Origin of the sequence: Lelliottia nimipressuralis, assembly GCF_004115925.1 — a bacterium.
Classification (GTDB): Bacteria; Pseudomonadota; Gammaproteobacteria; order Enterobacterales; family Enterobacteriaceae; genus Enterobacter; species Enterobacter nimipressuralis.
In genome coordinates this window covers 38,997-54,677 of record NZ_SDDX01000021.1, presented here as the reverse complement: position 1 = coordinate 54,677, position 15,681 = coordinate 38,997, and the positions used below count along the sequence as shown (strand labels likewise).

The window sequence follows — 15,681 nt, the reverse complement described above, 5'->3', positions numbered from 1 at the left end:
ATCTAACTTATTGAGTGGTTTATGAACGATAAAGTTTTATTTATTGGCGCATCTGGTTTTGTTGGGACCCGTCTGATTGAGATTTCTCAGGCAAATTTCGATGTGACCAATTTCGACAAGCAACAAAGTCATTTTTACCCTGAGATCACTGTGTCTGGTGATGTTCGCAATCAGGAACAACTCGACCTGGCGCTTGCTGGATTTAACACCGTTGTGCTGCTTGCTGCTGAGCACCGCGATGACGTTAGCCCGACGTCACTTTATTATGATGTCAATGTTCAGGGGACGCGTAACGTACTAGCAGCAATGGAAAAAAATAATGTAAACAACATCATTTTTACCAGTTCCGTCGCCGTTTACGGACTCAATAAAGTGAATCCGGATGAGACTCATCAGCAAGACCCGTTCAACCATTATGGAAAGAGCAAATGGCAGGCGGAAGAGGTGTTGCGTGAATGGTTCGATAAAGCGCCTCAGGAACGCTCTCTGACCATTGTTCGACCAACTGTGATCTTCGGCGAGCGCAACCGCGGTAATGTCTACAATCTGCTGAAGCAAATTGCAGGGGGTAAATTTGCCATGGTTGGAGCAGGGACGAATTATAAATCGATGGCTTATGTTGGCAACATCGTTGAGTTTATTAAATTTAAGCTCACGAATGTCAAGCCTGGCTATGACGTATATAACTATGTCGACAAGCCTGATCTGAATATGAATCAGCTAGTAGCAGAAGTTGAGAAAAGTCTGAGCAAAAAAATCCCGTCGGTTCATCTACCTTACCCATTAGGTATGTTAGGCGGGTATTGCTTTGACGTATTGAGCAAAATTACGGGCAAAAAGTACGCTATCAGTTCTGTTCGTGTTAAGAAGTTCTGTGCCACAACGCAATTCGATGCAACGAAAGTGCATAGTTCTGGCTTTAGAGCACCCTACACCCTTTCTCAGGGACTCGATCGTACGTTGAAACACGAGTTCGTCCACGAGAAAAAGGATGACATCACATTTGTATCTGAATGAGTGGCTTGTAGCTACGATTATTCGGAAAAACAGGTGGAGTAACATCTATCCTGCAGGATTCCGATAATTCTGGCTCTCACCTTATCGTGTAAAGGGTAAGTTAAGTGAGTATTCGTTAGAATGTGATTCGCATGCGACGTTTATCAGGACTCTTCAGCTAGGCTGTTTTCCGGTAAGAGTCTATAATTCGTCAACCATTTTAAGGTGGAAGAAATAATGATTAATTTGAAAGCAGTCATTCCGGTAGCGGGCTTGGGCATGCATATGCTGCCAGCCACAAAAGCGATTCCTAAAGAGATGCTGCCGATCGTTGACAAGCCGATGATCCAGTACATCGTCGACGAGATTGTTGCTGCAGGGATCAAAGAAATCGTTCTGGTGACTCACTCTTCCAAGAATGCGGTAGAGAACCACTTCGACACCTCTTACGAACTCGAAGCGCTGCTTGAGCAGCGCGTTAAGCGTCAGCTTCTGGCCGAAGTGCAGTCTATCTGCCCGCCAGGGGTGACTATCATGAACGTGCGCCAGGCACAGCCGCTGGGTCTTGGACATTCCATTCTCTGCGCGCGTCCGGTTGTCGGTGACAACCCGTTTATCGTGGTGCTGCCAGACATCATTCTGGACAACGCTTCAGCCGATCCGCTGCGCTATAACCTCGCCGCTATGGTAGCGCGTTTCAATGAAACGGGCCGTAGCCAGGTGCTGGCAAAACGCATGAAAGGCGATCTGTCTGAGTACTCTGTGATTAAAACCAAAGAGCCGCTGGATTCAGAAGGGCAGGTGAGCCGTATCGTTGAATTCATCGAAAAACCCGATCAGCCGCAGACACTGGCTTCTGACCTGATGGCAGTAGGCCGCTATGTACTGAACGCTGATATCTGGGCCGAGCTGGAAAAAACGGAACCCGGTGCCTGGGACCGTATTCAGCTGACGGATGCCATTGCAGAACTGGCGAAAAAACAGTCGGTTGATGCGATGCTGATGACCGGTGAAAGCTACGACTGCGGTAAGAAGATGGGCTATATGCAGGCGTTTGTGAACTATGGGCTGCGCAACCTGAAGGAAGGGGCGAAGTTCCGTAAGAGCATTGAGAAACTGCTGACGAGCGAGTGATTTTACAGGCCCCGTAATCGTGCAGCATTAAAGTAACGGCAACCGATCATTCTGAGTGAAGGCAAATCCTCAAGAATGCTCGTTGCCGTTTTTTGTTTTCAAAGTATCCAGATTACAATAAGTTACACGGTGTATTTTTGGGATTCTCGATAGTGATTTCTGCTTGTTTCTGAGGGCGATTAGGACGACAATTAACGTTTGGTCAATGTTGCTTAGCAACATCTCTGTCAGAGAACTGACTGAAGAACCTCACATTCTGCTTATTCCTCAGTGCACTGGTAGCTGTCGAGCCAGGGGCGGTAGCGTGCCAGTGTTTCATCAGCAAGTTGATTTCAGACAATTAAGTTCTGAGCTGCACAGATAATCATCATATACAGGATGAGGCTACTCGGGTCTGATTAACTCGGATTCAAGTTGTTTTTCGGTAATAACACGTTATTAACTGGGTCAAAAAATGGATAATATTCTCCAACTCATTGGTCGTAACAAAGCATTATTCGGTGATGATGTTTCTGGAAATGAAAAAAAATTAAAACGAATTGTTTCCTCATCCCGTTTTCTTGTCCTGGGTGGTGCCGGTTCAATTGGTCAGGCGGTAACCAAAGAAATCTTTAAACGTAACCCGCAAAAACTTCATGTTGTGGATATTAGCGAAAACAATATGGTTGAGTTGGTGCGCGATATTCGTAGTTCATTCGGATATATTGATGGGGATTTCCAGACGTTTGCTCTTGATATTGGCTCAGTTGAGTATGATGCTTTTATCAAAGCAGACGGGAAGTATGACTACGTGCTAAATCTTTCCGCGCTAAAACATGTGCGTAGTGAGAAAGATCCGTTCACGTTGATGCGTATGATTGAGGTGAATGTCCTCAACACAGATAAAACGATCGAACAATCTATTGCCTCTGGAGTCAAAAAATTCTTCTGCGTTTCAACAGACAAAGCAGCAAACCCAGTCAATATGATGGGGGCTTCTAAGCGCATTATGGAGATGTTCCTGATGCGCAAGAGCGAAAAGATGGCAATCTCTACCGCGCGTTTTGCCAACGTTGCTTTCTCTGATGGTTCTCTTCTGCATGGTTTTAACCAGCGTCTTCAAAAGCAGCAACCGCTGGTGGCGCCTAACGATATCAAGCGTTACTTTGTTACTCCACAAGAGTCAGGTGAGCTGTGCCTGATGTCGTGTATCTTTGGTGATAATCGAGACATCTTTTTCCCGAAACTGAGCGAGGCTCTCCACCTTATTTCCTTTGCAGATATCGCCGTTCTGTATTTAAAACAGCGTGGGTATGAACCGCATCTCTGTGAAAGCGAAGATGAGGCACGTGAACTGGCGAAAACATTACCTGCCCAAGGGAAGTGGCCGTGTCTGTTTACCTCAAGCGACACAACGGGTGAGAAGGATTTTGAAGAGTTCTTTACCGATAAAGAAACGCTCGATATGGAGCGTTTTATTAATCTTGGCATCATAAAAAATGAGCCACTTTACGACCCGGCATTGTTGGCGCATTTTGAAGGAAGAATTCAGGAGATGAAGACCTCTCTTGAGTGGAATAAAGAAGATATTGTTAAGCTATTTTTTGAAATGATTCCAGATTTTGGTCATAAAGAAACCGGAAAATACCTCGATAGTAAAATGTAAGCAAGGCATCCTCGAATGAATATCAAATCAATTATCGAATTTGTTCGCGACGTATACAAAACGGATGATTTTATTCCTTTGCATGCGCCAGTTTTCAATGGCAACGAGAAAAAATATGTACTGGATACGCTTGAAAGTACATTTGTGTCCAGCGTTGGCAAATATGTAGACGATTTTGAGCGCAAAATAGAAGACTACACGCGTACTGCGCGCGCGGTGGCAACCGTTAATGGCACGGCAGCGCTAAGTGCGGCTCTGTATCTGGCGGGTGTTAAGCGTGGCGATTTGGTGGTGACTCAGGCATTGACCTTTGTCGCTACATGTAATGCTCTATATCATCTTGGAGCAGAACCTGTTTTCACTGATGTTTCTCCGATGAGTTTGGGTCTTTGCCCTGTTGCGCTTGAGAATTGGCTATCCGAGAATACAGAACTGACTGAAAAAGGGTGTGTGCACCGTAAAACACGTCAGGTTGTTCGTGCCGTAGTGCCAATGCACACTTTTGGTCATCCAGTAGAATTGGATGAACTCATCGCTGTTTGTCAGAAGTGGCATATCATTCTTGTTGAGGACGCCGCCGAAAGCTTGGGCTCTTTTTACAAGGGCAAACACACAGGTACGCTTGGCGAATATGGTGCACTGAGCTTTAACGGTAATAAAATTATTACGACAGGCGGCGGCGGAATGGTCTTCTGCCGCTCATCAGGAGATGGCGTACGTGCGAAACATGTCACCACCACTGCCAAAGTGCCGCATCCATATGAGTTCTATCATGACGAGCCGGGATTTAACTATCGCATGCCAAACCTGAATGCCGCACTTGGCTGCGGTCAGATGGAACGTCTTGATTCTTTCCTGAAACAGAAACGCGATCTGGCGCAGCGCTATGAGACATTCTTTGCGGATTCAGAATTTAAATTCGTAAAAGAACCTGAGTACGCGCAATCCAACTATTGGCTGAACGCGGTTATTTGTGAAAATCTGGATTCCAGAGATGCAATCCTTGCACAAATGAATGAAGCGAAAGTCATGGCGCGGCCAATCTGGAAATTGATGCATCGTCTGCCGATGTTTGATAAAGCGATGCGTGACGATCTTAAAAATTCTGAACAGATTGAAGCGCGTCTGGTAAATATTCCTAGTTCTCCGCTGGAATAATGGAAATGGGAGCAGAAAAACGCAAAGTTGCGATATTTACCGGCACACGAGCTGAATATGGCTTACTCTATTGGCTATTGAAAGATGTCCAGAATGATAATGAGCTGGAGTTGCAGCTTCTCGTTAGCGGCATGCATCTTTCTCCGGAGTTTGGAAATACCTGGCAGCAAATTGAAAAGGATGGTTTTTCAATTGATGAGAAGATTGAAATTCTGCTTTCCTCAGATACGCCGGTAGGTACTGCAAAAAGTATGGGGCTGGGTGTATTGGGTTTTGCTGATGCGTTAGCAAGATTAAAGCCGGATATTTTAGTGTTGCTGGGTGACCGCTTTGAAGCGCTGGCGGCCGCGCAAACGGCAATGATTCTCCGCATCCCCATTTTGCACCTGCATGGCGGCGAAATAACGGAAGGTGCCTATGACGATGCCATCAGACACGCCATTACCAAGCTAAGTTACCTACATGGGACCTCAACAGAGGCCTACCGAAATCGCGTAATCCAGTTGGGTGAAGACCCTTCTCGCGTCGAAAATGTCGGTGCAATAGGATTGGATCATCTTAAACGCGGACATTTTATGTCTGTTGAAGAGTTAGGTGCCTCTCTCAATTTTCCGCTTAAAAAGCCATTCTTGTTGGTGACTTATCATCCTGTAACCTTAGGTGATGAGCCTGCGGAAGCGAGTTTTAACGCATTATTAGCGGCGCTTGACCAGTACCCAGACCACCAGATCATCCTGACTTATCCTAATGCAGATGATGGAGGGAGAAAGATTATTCCGCTGCTCGAGGACTATGCCGCGAGGCAATCAGACCGCGTACTGGCTATTCCCTCCCTGGGACAGGTGCGCTATCTCAGTACTGTGAAACATGCGACGGCGGTAGTGGGGAACTCGTCCAGTGGGATTATTGAAGTCCCTGCGTTTGATGTACCGACTGTCAATATCGGTAAGCGACAAAAAGGAAGGCTTGCCGCCCGAAGCGTCCTGAATTGCGATGCTACACAGGAATCAATCACGCAGGCGCTAAATACCGCCATTGCGCGCAGTTATAAAGATCCCGAAGAAAAAATTGCGAATCCATATGGCCAGGGAGATGCAAGTTCAAAGATCATCGAAATGATTAAGTCCCTGCATTTTGTTCCGGGTAAAACTTTTTACGACATTAAGTGACACTATATGACGCTTATCATTGCTGAAGCCGGTGTTAATCACAACGGCGACGAAAAGATTGCTTTCGAACTTGTTAATGCTGCTTATAAAGCTGGAGCAGATATTGTTAAGTTCCAAACGTTTAAGGCAAAGAACTTGGTAACTGAACAGGCCAGGCAGGCCGATTATCAGGTTGCAAATACTAAAAAAAATGAATCGCAGTTAGCGATGTTGAGTCGGCTTGAATTGTCATGGGAAGCTCATCATGCGCTGGTAAAACATTGTAAGTCGTTAGGTATAGAGTTTTTGTCAACGGCATTTGACTCAGTAAGCCTTAATTTTTTAGTCAATGAACTTGGAATTAAGCGTTTAAAATTACCCTCCGGGGAGCTTACCAATGCACCGCTGGTTCTTGAACATGCCAGAACTGGCCTTGATATTATAATTTCAACAGGTATGGCCACGCTTTCTGAAATCGAGGCAGCTCTGGGCGTCATTGCGTTCGGATACACCACTCCTAGCGATGAAAAACCGTGCATTGAAGCATTCGAAAAGGCCTATGCAACGCCAGAAGGGCAGAAGGCACTGAAACAAAAAGTGACCATCCTTCACTGCACTACTGAATATCCTGCTCCAATGGATGAAATTAATCTCAGGGCAATGGATTCATTACAGGCTGCATTTGATCTTCCTGCTGGCTATTCAGATCATAGTGAAGGTATAACCATTCCGATTGCGGCAGTAGCTCGAGGGGCGGTGTTGATTGAAAAGCATTTTACGTTGGATAAACATATGGAAGGTCCTGATCATAAAGCATCGCTTGAACCAGAAGAATTGAATGCTATGGTAAAAGCGATCCGGCAAATTGAGATGGCACTTGGAAATCGGGTGAAGACGCCTACGGTCTCAGAAATTAAGAATAAATCGGTAGCAAGAAAGAGCCTGGTAGCTGTGCATAAGATCTTTGCTGGGGAACCCTTCACAGCCTCAAATATGACAATAAAAAGACCGGGAAACGGTATGTCGCCTTATAGCTATTGGGATATGCTTGATAAAGTATCTACTAGAGAGTACTTGCCAGGAGACCTGATTATTGAATAAAAAACCAGTTGTTCTTATCGGCGGTGGCGGTCATGCCAGTGTCCTGATGGATATTTTGCTTTCAGAAAAGCGAGAAGTCATAGCTGTCGTGAGTCCAAATGATATATCCGGAAGGAATATCTTCAAAGGAGCCAAAATACTACACTCAGACGATGAAATATTTCAGTTCTCGCATAATGATATTGAATTAGTTAATGGCATTGGTATGGTTCCACGATCGACGTTGAGAAAAAATATCACGGAAACCTATTTGCGTCATGGATATCGCTTCTCTAATGTCATCGCAAAGAATGCATCAGTTGCCAGCAATGTCCTTTTACGGGAAGGTGTACAAATACTGTCAGGAGCGATAGTTAACCCTGGTGCTGTTATCGGCAGTCATTCAATTATAAATACACGAGCGGTTATAGAACATGACTGCCTGCTAGGAGACCATTGCTTTATTGGCCCTGGTGCTGTTTTATGCGGGCAAGTCAAAACAGGTGAATCAGTTTTTGTTGGTGCAGGTTCAATTATAATACCGAGCATGATGCTACACAATAATTCTATGGTCGGTGCTGGCGCGATTTTAGTGCAATCGCTAGACAGTGGACAAGTTTGTTATCCGGTTAAGTCGGTTATCAAATAGTGCCCTACAGAAGGTAATTAATGATGCAGCAATGGAAAAATGTGCTAATCCAACCGGATAGCTCTCTGCGTGATGCACTCGAAATTATTAATCGAGAAGCTTTACGTATCGCACTGGTTGTTGATAGAGATAATAATTTGTTAGGAGTAATTACTGATGGTGACATAAGAAGGGGACTGCTGAACAATCTTGATCTTTCTGCTAGAACTGCACAGGTCATGAATACACAACCAGTAACGGCTACAACCAGCGTCTCTTCCGCAGAGTTAAATGAGTTGATGAAGTCAAAGGGTATTCTCTCTGTACCAATTTTGTCCGATGGAAAAGTAATTGGGTTGGAGACGATCCAGTCAGTAAATGATAAGAAGAAATATCCCAATCCTGTTTTCATTATGGCAGGTGGATTTGGTACAAGGCTGAAACCGTTAACTGATATCTGTCCAAAACCTATGCTTCGTATTGGCGACAAGCCGATACTAGAAACCGTTATTCGCAGCTTCATAAAAGCTGGCTTCAATAATTTCTATATTTCGACCCATTATATGCCTGAGATAATTAAACAGTATTTCGGTAATGGCGATTTGTTTGAATCAAAAATTCAGTATGTGTATGAAGACAAGCCCTTGGGGACTGGAGGCGCTTTAGGTCTACTGCCAGAAGAATTATCGGACGAACATCCGTTGATTATGATTAATGGAGATGTATTAACTAATGTTGACTATGAACGTTTGGTGAAATTTCACATAGAAAGCAAAGCTGATGCAACGATGTGTGTCCGTGAGTACGATTACCAAATTCCTTACGGCGTTATCACAGGAGATGGTAATAAAATTATCTCAATGGATGAGAAACCAACCCACAGGTTTTTCATCAATGCTGGAATATATGTAGTTTCACCAAAAATATTCAAAAGTGTTCCCAAAAATCATCGAATTGATATGCCAACACTACTTGAAGAGCATATGGGTAAAAATAAAAATATTTTAATGTTCCCAATACATGAGTATTGGCTAGATATTGGGAGAATGGAAGACTTTAAGCGAGCACAAGCAGATTATTTTACATTAGGTATGGATTAATGAAAGGTGCTGCCGTAATTGGCTTAGGTAACATTGCAGACAGGCATCGTTGCAATCTTAAGAAACTCTATCCAGGGATTAAAATTTATGCTATGTCGGCCTCTGGCCGGAGTATTAATCGGCAAATAAGTGATTGCGACCAGCTGGTCAATCACATAGATGAACTTTTGCATGTTGTTGAAATGGCTATTATAGCATCGCCAGCAACCCTACATGCTGAGCATGCACTCCCGTTTATGAAAGCAGGCATCCCAGTCTTAATAGAGAAACCGGTTGTTGCTTCAACATCAGATGCCGAAAAATTGCTGGAGGCTTCTGTACAGCTAGATGCAGTTGTTGCCGTGGGGTATTGTTTACGCTATCTACCGTCAGCGATTATTTTGAAAAAAATTCTTGAAAAGGAAAAAGCTGGTGCGATATTCAATGCATTTATTGAAATCGGCCAATTTCTTCCTGATTGGCGTACAAGTAAAAACTATAAAAAAAGCGTGTCCGCTAATAAATTTCTGGGTGGTGGAGCCCTTCTTGAATTGAGCCATGAACTAGACTATTCACGGTGGTTTTTTGGCGAACTTGATGTGTGTCATGCAATTGTGCGTAACTCCAATACACTTAATATCGATGTTGAAGACATTGCCGATATTGTCGCTATTTCAAAAAATAAAACGATCATCAACATTCATCTCGACTTTCTTCAGAAGAAAGCAGTCAGGAAATGTTGTTTCTTAGGAACCGATGGCCGAGTAGAATGGGACCTGATTAATAATGAAGTGAAGATAATTAGTAAATCTGAAGAAGTGATAGTTTACAGCGAACCGAAGTACGATAAAAATAATATGTATATAGATATGATAAGAGATTTTGATAATTATATACATGCTCGTAAAAATCGATGTATCAAATTAGCAGATGCAGTTCAAACAATAAAGTTAGTGAATCAGATAAAAAAAAATGGCTCAATAAAATGAAAAATTATGCATTTATTTTCGCTCGTGGTGGTTCTAAAGGCCTTCCAGGCAAGAATATTAGAGAGTTGCATGGAAAGTCGTTATTACAATATGCAATTGAGATTGCACAATTTTCACCCTCGATTGACAAACTGTTTGTCTCAACTGATGATGAACACATTAAACAAAAAGCATTAGAATTTGAAGATGTTATTGTTATAGACAGGCCTGATGATCTTGCTGGGGACAAAAGTCCTGAGTGGCTTGCATGGCGGCATGCAATCGAATGGGTAACAGAGCATTACGGTAAATTTGAACAATTTATTAGTCTCCCTGCTACTAGCCCTCTTCGTGAGGTACAAGATGTAGAAGGTGCCATTGCAAAACGAATTAAGACTAATGCAGATGTTTGCATTGCCGTAACACCGGCATCTCGTAGCCCATATTTTAATATGGTTAAAATTAATAATGATGGCTGGAACGAATTGGTGATTAGCCCCGATGGTGAAGTTTCAAGGCGTCAAGATTGCCCTGATGTTTTCGATATAACAACGGTTGTTTACGTTTCTACGCCTGAATTTATTTTAAGTAATATTGGGTTGTTTTCAGGGAATGTTACATCAATAGAAGTTCCGAAAGAACGTGCTGTTGATATAGATGATATTTATGATTTTATAATGGCAGACGTTATTTTAACGAATAAAATGGAATTAAAATAAATGGTATTAAATAATAAAAATGTTGTTATTTTCGGTGCCGCAGGTTTATTGGGTGCATGCTTGACGAAATCGTGTCTTGCAAATGGTGCAAAAGTCATCGCCGTAGATCTGGACAGTGACCATATAAAAAAAAGATTGACTACTCAAGGGGTAGCAGCTTCCAGCGTAGATATTACATATGCGGAGATTGATGTCACTAATGAAAAAGATTTAAAAGCTTTCTTTAATAGTCTCAGTGATATTGATGGTATTGTTAATGCAACATATCCAAGAAATAAAGATTACGGTAGAAAATTATTCGATGTGACATTGGCAAGCTTCAATGAAAACCTTTCGCTACATTTAGGCAGTTCCTTTTTAATCAGTCAACAAGCAGCAATTTTATTCACACGGTTACAAAAACCAATATCTATGGTTAATATATCATCAATTTATGGTGTTATTGCTCCTAAGTTTGATATTTATAATAACACTCAAATGACCATGCCTGTTGAATATGCTGCAATTAAATCTGCACTATTACAATTGAATAAATATATCGTGGCATATGTCAATGATAGTGGCTTCCGTATTAACTCTGTCAGCCCTGGCGGTATATTTGATAATCAGCCAAAAGAATTCTGTGAGGCCTATAAAAAAAATACTCATGGTACGGGAATGTTAGATGTGAATGAAATGACAGGATCTATAGTTTTCTTACTGTCAGAACATTCAAGGTATGTAACTGGGCAAAATATCATTGTTGATGATGGATTCTCACTATGATTTCAATCGTGAAAAAAATAAAATTTTGGATTTCGTGTAATCGACTAGGACCTGATATACCACTAACGCATCTTTTACTACATTCAAGCCGTTTGGGAAAGGTGCTTTGTAAGAGAAAATTTAAAAAATTTGGCGATAATTCCTCTTTTAGACCTTTTGCGTATGCTATTGAAACACAGAAAATATCTATAGGAAGTAATGTTGTTATTAGGCCAGGAACAATGCTCTTTGCTTCCCCATTAGAGGGCGGTGGCGATGTTCATATTGATATTTCGGATGACGTATTGATTGGATCAGGTGTTAATATATATGTTTCTAATCACACTTACACTGATATGAGTAAACCCATATCCCTACAAGGGCACTCTAAGATACTACCGGTAAAACTTCAACGCGGTTGTTGGATTGGTGCAAATGTAACAATCTTACCTGGAGTTACAATTGGTGAGAACTCTGTTATTGGTGCAAATAGCCTAGTAACAAAAAGTATTCCTGCTTTTCATGTTGCAGTAGGGAATCCAGCCAAAGTGATCAAAAAATTGAATGAATAATATTACTTTTGTTTTTGTCATCGAGTTTTCGGGGATGACCTTTTATACTAATACCATTTTGGTCACCCATTATGAGCATATTTAAACGTTCAGGGGTGTATTTATCTTCAAATGTATTAAACGCTATAATTCCATTCTTGTTGTTGCCAGTACTGACACATAATTTAACTCCAGATGAGTATGGACAAATAGCAATGTTTCAGACACTTATAACAGGCCTTGCCGCACTTGTTGGTTTAAATACTGTAGGAGCTGCTAACAGACGTTTCTACGATGGAAAGCTTGATTCACTTCCTACCTTTAATGGTGCATGTTTACATATATTATTAATGTCAATTTTAGCTATAAGTGTCATTATCTTTTTTTTATCTGGCCATATAATGGCATGGCTCAGTATACCTGTATCTTGGGTATATTTGGCATTAGTTATCTCATTTGCAAATTTTGTTATACAATTTCGACTCGGACAATGGCAAATTAGAGAGCAAGCATTTAAATTTGGTGCTATGCAAGTTAGTCAAAGTATTCTTAATTTTGGTTTTTCTGTTGTACTTGTGGTTTTCTTTAAGCATGGCGCTCAAGGTAGAGTTGATGCAATACTCGGGACAACAGTAATTTATGCTCTGCTAAGTATATTATTATTGTATAAAAATAATTTAATAAAGTTGAGTGCTTTTCGTAAAGATTATATATTTGATGCTTTATCCTTTGGTCTTCCTTTAGTTCCTCATGTTGTCGGGATGTTTTTCCTTAATACATTAGATAGATTTTTCATAAACAAGCAACTTGGTATCTCTGATGCTGGGATTTATATGTTTGCTGTTCAACTCAGCCTTGGTGTTGCTGTTGTATTTGATGCTATAAATAAAGCGATGATTACTTGGCTATTTAAAAGCTTGGCTGAGAATAAAGTTGAACAATTAAAGCGAATTGTAAAGTATACATATTTGTTTTTTATCATAGTATTTATACTCGGATGCTTGTCATTTATTATTGGGCCTTTGGTAGTAATTATTATCGGTGGTTCTAAGTTCGAAAAAGCAACTGAAGTCATCGGCTGGCTCTGTCTTGGTCAATGTTTTGGTGGTATGTACCTCATGGTCACGAACTATCTCTTTTATGCAAAGCGTACTGGGCGTTTATCCATAGTGACTATAGTTACGGGTGTGTTTAATATAATTTTGTTACTTGTTCTTATACGTGTCAACGGTATCGAGGGTGTGGCTATTGCTTTTTGTATCTCGATGTGCATTCGATTTTTCGCTACATGGTGGTTATCATCTAAATTAAATTTAGTTTCATGGAGTATATATCAAAAAAAGTAATTTAACTTGTTTCTATAAACAATTTTAATTTTCGATTTTTGTGAATTCATGACTATAAGCATGACATGCTTTCATTGTGTTTTAAAACATGTGTAAACGTAATTCTTAGTTTCGACACGCATGTTGTAATGCAATTTAATAAATATGAAGGACACTTTCGGTGAATGTAAGCAAGTTTGCATTTTCAAGAATGATAATGTTAATTATTGCATTATTATTAGTCGTATTTAGTAATTTTGGTAACGATGTAAATTTGTTGGGGTTGATGTTACTGTTAGTGTATCTTGGATCAATTTTTATATTTAGACCAGTTGAATATGCCAACAATTTACTTTATTTTATAATATTAATCCCGATGCTGGTTGGAGGGATGTTAATCGAAAGAGGTGCATATCTTTTTGAGATCGATCAATATTCTTACTGGAATGGCACTTTTATTGTAAACCTTTTCTTTTCGATGATATTTATCGAGTTTTTGATTTATCCGATAAAATCGAGAAGAATAAAATCCTCATTGGTGTTTGATAGACGATTATTCGATCTTTTAGTTATCTGTGTGATAATTACTCTGTACGGAACTTTTTTGAAAACCGGGATTCCGTTATTTAACAATATACATAGGTCTATTTATTTTGGTTCTATTGTTCCTGAGTATATTAATATTATTAAAGGGAGGTTAAGTTTTGTATGTTTAGCTTTAGGTTATTATTACTTTAATTATAGATCTAAAAAATATTTGCTGTATTTTTTTCTTATAGTTCTTTATCATTTACTTTGCTCTATAAAGGGAGGCGAATTATTGGTTGTAATTTATTCTTTCAGTCTTCCTATTACATTGTTCTATAGTGCAAACAGTGCTCTTTCATTGAGTGTTAAATTAAATAAGAAAATAAGAACTTTACTGCTATTACTCGTCTGTGGTTTGTTTGGTATAATATTTATTAATTATCAAACCGTTGAAAACTACGATTCTAAAACAACGGCATTAGAGAAAGTACAAAAACGCGTAGAAGCTGCGGGTCAAATCTGGTGGACGATAAATGATAATAATCAAGTGTCCCAAAGGATTCGTTGGGATCTTTTTCTAAAAAACTTTAATGAAGATGGTGATAAATTCGAACGTGGTATGAATCAATTAATGAATGTTGTTGCTCCTGCAAAATATTTAAGTGCCTGGCGCTCTGATACTTCCAGGGGGCAAAGTTTGGCTAATGGTTTTCCTGCAATTGGATATTACTACTTTGGATATACAGGAATTATTCTATTGATTCTTACTGTTGGCAGCTTAATAATATTAATTAAGAGAGATGTATTATCGTCATTTGAAAGTGGTGACATTTTATCTTTTTTATTTTTAGGCCCGTTATTAGAAGTGATTATAAGGGTGACTGCCCAAGGTGATATAAATTTACTTTTTGAGAAAAGAACTCTGGTAATATTTATAGCCTATATTGTATATAGCTTAAGCAAAGGATTCCTAATCAGGGTTAAAACAGTATGAAAGTAAATTATTTTTTTTTATGGAATTATAATAAGTTACCTTTCGTCTACTCTATAATGAATGAAAATGAAAGAAATATTTTAATAATTAATGTTCGAGAGTCTGTCGAACTTAAGGAAAAATTATCTAATTTATCTAGACTAGATAAAGTGGAACAAGTTATAATTTTTGAAAATAATTTAAAAGATTATATTTCAAGTATACTTTATCGTATTTTAATATATCCTTTTAAAATGAAAAAAGACAATATAACTTTTTATTTAGATGGGTGCATTGGTCGTTTTCCTATAGTTATAGCTAATTTTGGCGTCCCAGATGATGTTGTTTTTTATGAGGAAGGTGAAGGTACTTATCGCAAAGGCGTACTTTTTGAGAAATTAGCTAATAATAACATTAAATATAAAATAAATGAGACTATTAAAAAGCTTTTATTAATCAAAAAAAATTCAATTGATAATATTGTATGTTTTTACATAAGAGACAAAAAGAAATTGTTGGATTCATTTGCACAGCAGGGATACAAGGATTTTAAATTTGAGATTAAGGAAATTAATGATGTTGAATGCATTAAGAAAATCTCATCTGCTGATAAAAAACTGCTTATCAAGTTGTTTTTTGCTGACTTTAATTGCGATTTTTCATTAGGGAATAAGGAGAAGCGAGCAATTGTATTAACGCAGCCCACCTATTTGTATGGTTTTCATTCAAAGGAAGAGTTGGCATTTCTTTTTAATTCAAGAATTGAAGTTTTAAAAAAAATGAATTATAAAGTATATTTGAAAATGCATCCTATTGAGAATGATGATATATATATACATGAAAGTGTACAAAGGTTAAGTGGCAATTTTCCCTTTGAATTGTTATCACTTTTTGATGTGGAGTTTGATATAGGGTTAACTTTTAATTCAACAGCTATAAATTCTTCATTGATTAAAATGAAGTGGCTTATACAGGATGAATTATCAGAATAAAATGTGTTAGATG

Annotated in this window: 15 protein-coding genes; all 15 read left to right on the top strand. The window is 39.5% G+C overall.

What is annotated here, in order from left to right:
• Positions 1-21 precede the first annotated feature (21 nt).
• On the top strand, positions 22-1,017 hold the full coding sequence (locus tag ETG88_RS17535) for an NAD-dependent epimerase/dehydratase family protein (RefSeq protein ID WP_102104085.1): 996 nt from the start codon (positions 22-24) through the stop codon (positions 1,015-1,017).
• A gap of 216 nt (positions 1,018-1,233) precedes the next feature.
• A complete protein-coding gene (gene galF / locus ETG88_RS17530; protein WP_129035982.1) occupies positions 1,234-2,130 on the top strand; it encodes a GalU regulator GalF in 897 nt (298 codons plus the stop codon).
• A 454-nt stretch (positions 2,131-2,584) separates the two neighbouring features.
• A complete protein-coding gene (locus tag ETG88_RS17525) occupies positions 2,585-3,775 on the top strand; it encodes a UDP-N-acetylglucosamine 4,6-dehydratase (RefSeq protein WP_129035981.1) in 1,191 nt (396 codons plus the stop codon).
• Positions 3,776-3,790: 15 nt separating this feature from the next.
• Complete coding sequence (locus ETG88_RS17520; protein ID WP_129035980.1) at positions 3,791-4,933, top strand: LegC family aminotransferase; 1,143 nt, start codon at positions 3,791-3,793, stop codon at positions 4,931-4,933.
• Positions 4,933-6,102 carry a UDP-N-acetylglucosamine 2-epimerase gene (gene neuC / locus ETG88_RS17515; RefSeq protein ID WP_233446120.1) on the top strand — a complete coding sequence of 390 codons (1,170 nt, stop codon included), beginning with the start codon at positions 4,933-4,935 and terminating at the stop codon, positions 6,100-6,102. The genes ETG88_RS17520 and neuC overlap by 1 nt, the downstream gene beginning before the upstream one ends.
• Before the next feature lie 6 nt (positions 6,103-6,108).
• Positions 6,109-7,182 (top strand): N-acetylneuraminate synthase, encoded by a 1,074-nt coding sequence (gene neuB / locus ETG88_RS17510; RefSeq protein ID WP_129035979.1) that lies wholly within the window; start codon positions 6,109-6,111, stop codon positions 7,180-7,182.
• The gene (locus ETG88_RS17505; protein WP_129035978.1) at positions 7,175-7,810 is read left to right on the top strand and encodes an acetyltransferase; all 636 of its coding nucleotides are present in this window, start codon (positions 7,175-7,177) and stop codon (positions 7,808-7,810) included. Before neuB ends, ETG88_RS17505 begins: the two co-directional genes overlap by 8 nt.
• Positions 7,811-7,830: 20 nt before the next feature.
• Positions 7,831-8,889, top strand: coding sequence for a nucleotidyltransferase family protein (locus ETG88_RS17500; protein WP_129035977.1), 1,059 nt, complete (start codon positions 7,831-7,833; stop codon positions 8,887-8,889).
• The gene (locus tag ETG88_RS17495; protein ID WP_129035976.1) at positions 8,889-9,857 is read left to right on the top strand and encodes a Gfo/Idh/MocA family protein; all 969 of its coding nucleotides are present in this window, start codon (positions 8,889-8,891) and stop codon (positions 9,855-9,857) included. The genes ETG88_RS17500 and ETG88_RS17495 overlap by 1 nt, the downstream gene beginning before the upstream one ends.
• Positions 9,854-10,555, top strand: coding sequence for an acylneuraminate cytidylyltransferase family protein (locus ETG88_RS17490; protein WP_129035975.1), 702 nt, complete (start codon positions 9,854-9,856; stop codon positions 10,553-10,555). Before ETG88_RS17495 ends, ETG88_RS17490 begins: the two co-directional genes overlap by 4 nt.
• Positions 10,556-11,320, top strand: a complete 765-nt coding sequence (locus ETG88_RS17485; RefSeq protein ID WP_129035974.1) for an oxidoreductase — start codon at positions 10,556-10,558, stop codon at positions 11,318-11,320. It begins immediately after the preceding gene.
• Complete coding sequence (locus ETG88_RS17480; protein WP_129035973.1) at positions 11,317-11,871, top strand: acyltransferase; 555 nt, start codon at positions 11,317-11,319, stop codon at positions 11,869-11,871. The genes ETG88_RS17485 and ETG88_RS17480 overlap by 4 nt, the downstream gene beginning before the upstream one ends.
• 71 nt (positions 11,872-11,942) lie before the next feature.
• On the top strand, positions 11,943-13,196 hold the full coding sequence (locus ETG88_RS17475; protein ID WP_129035972.1) for a lipopolysaccharide biosynthesis protein: 1,254 nt from the start codon (positions 11,943-11,945) through the stop codon (positions 13,194-13,196).
• A 196-nt stretch (positions 13,197-13,392) separates the two neighbouring features.
• Positions 13,393-14,697: a DUF6418 domain-containing protein gene (locus tag ETG88_RS17470; RefSeq protein ID WP_129035971.1), complete on the top strand. Its 1,305-nt coding sequence runs from the start codon at positions 13,393-13,395 to the stop codon at positions 14,695-14,697.
• Positions 14,694-15,668: a polysialyltransferase family glycosyltransferase gene (locus ETG88_RS17465; RefSeq protein ID WP_129035969.1), complete on the top strand. Its 975-nt coding sequence runs from the start codon at positions 14,694-14,696 to the stop codon at positions 15,666-15,668. Before ETG88_RS17470 ends, ETG88_RS17465 begins: the two co-directional genes overlap by 4 nt.
• Positions 15,669-15,681: the final 13 nt, after the last annotated feature.

What these genes read in the sequence shown, in the direction of transcription:
- ETG88_RS17535 (WP_102104085.1), top strand. Translation starts at nt 22, where the DNA reads ATGAACGATAAAGTTTTATTTATTGGCGCATCTGGTTTTGTTGGGACC.
- galF (WP_129035982.1), top strand. Translation starts at nt 1,234, where the DNA reads ATGATTAATTTGAAAGCAGTCATTCCGGTAGCGGGCTTGGGCATGCAT.
- ETG88_RS17525 (WP_129035981.1), top strand. Translation starts at nt 2,585, where the DNA reads ATGGATAATATTCTCCAACTCATTGGTCGTAACAAAGCATTATTCGGT.
- ETG88_RS17520 (WP_129035980.1), top strand. Translation starts at nt 3,791, where the DNA reads ATGAATATCAAATCAATTATCGAATTTGTTCGCGACGTATACAAAACG.
- neuC (WP_233446120.1), top strand. Translation starts at nt 4,933, where the DNA reads ATGGAAATGGGAGCAGAAAAACGCAAAGTTGCGATATTTACCGGCACA.
- neuB (WP_129035979.1), top strand. Translation starts at nt 6,109, where the DNA reads ATGACGCTTATCATTGCTGAAGCCGGTGTTAATCACAACGGCGACGAA.
- ETG88_RS17500 (WP_129035977.1), top strand. Translation starts at nt 7,831, where the DNA reads ATGATGCAGCAATGGAAAAATGTGCTAATCCAACCGGATAGCTCTCTG.
- ETG88_RS17495 (WP_129035976.1), top strand. Translation starts at nt 8,889, where the DNA reads ATGAAAGGTGCTGCCGTAATTGGCTTAGGTAACATTGCAGACAGGCAT.
- ETG88_RS17490 (WP_129035975.1), top strand. Translation starts at nt 9,854, where the DNA reads ATGAAAAATTATGCATTTATTTTCGCTCGTGGTGGTTCTAAAGGCCTT.
- ETG88_RS17485 (WP_129035974.1), top strand. Translation starts at nt 10,556, where the DNA reads ATGGTATTAAATAATAAAAATGTTGTTATTTTCGGTGCCGCAGGTTTA.
- ETG88_RS17480 (WP_129035973.1), top strand. Translation starts at nt 11,317, where the DNA reads ATGATTTCAATCGTGAAAAAAATAAAATTTTGGATTTCGTGTAATCGA.
- ETG88_RS17475 (WP_129035972.1), top strand. Translation starts at nt 11,943, where the DNA reads ATGAGCATATTTAAACGTTCAGGGGTGTATTTATCTTCAAATGTATTA.
- ETG88_RS17470 (WP_129035971.1), top strand. Translation starts at nt 13,393, where the DNA reads ATGTTAATTATTGCATTATTATTAGTCGTATTTAGTAATTTTGGTAAC.
- ETG88_RS17465 (WP_129035969.1), top strand. Translation starts at nt 14,694, where the DNA reads ATGAAAGTAAATTATTTTTTTTTATGGAATTATAATAAGTTACCTTTC.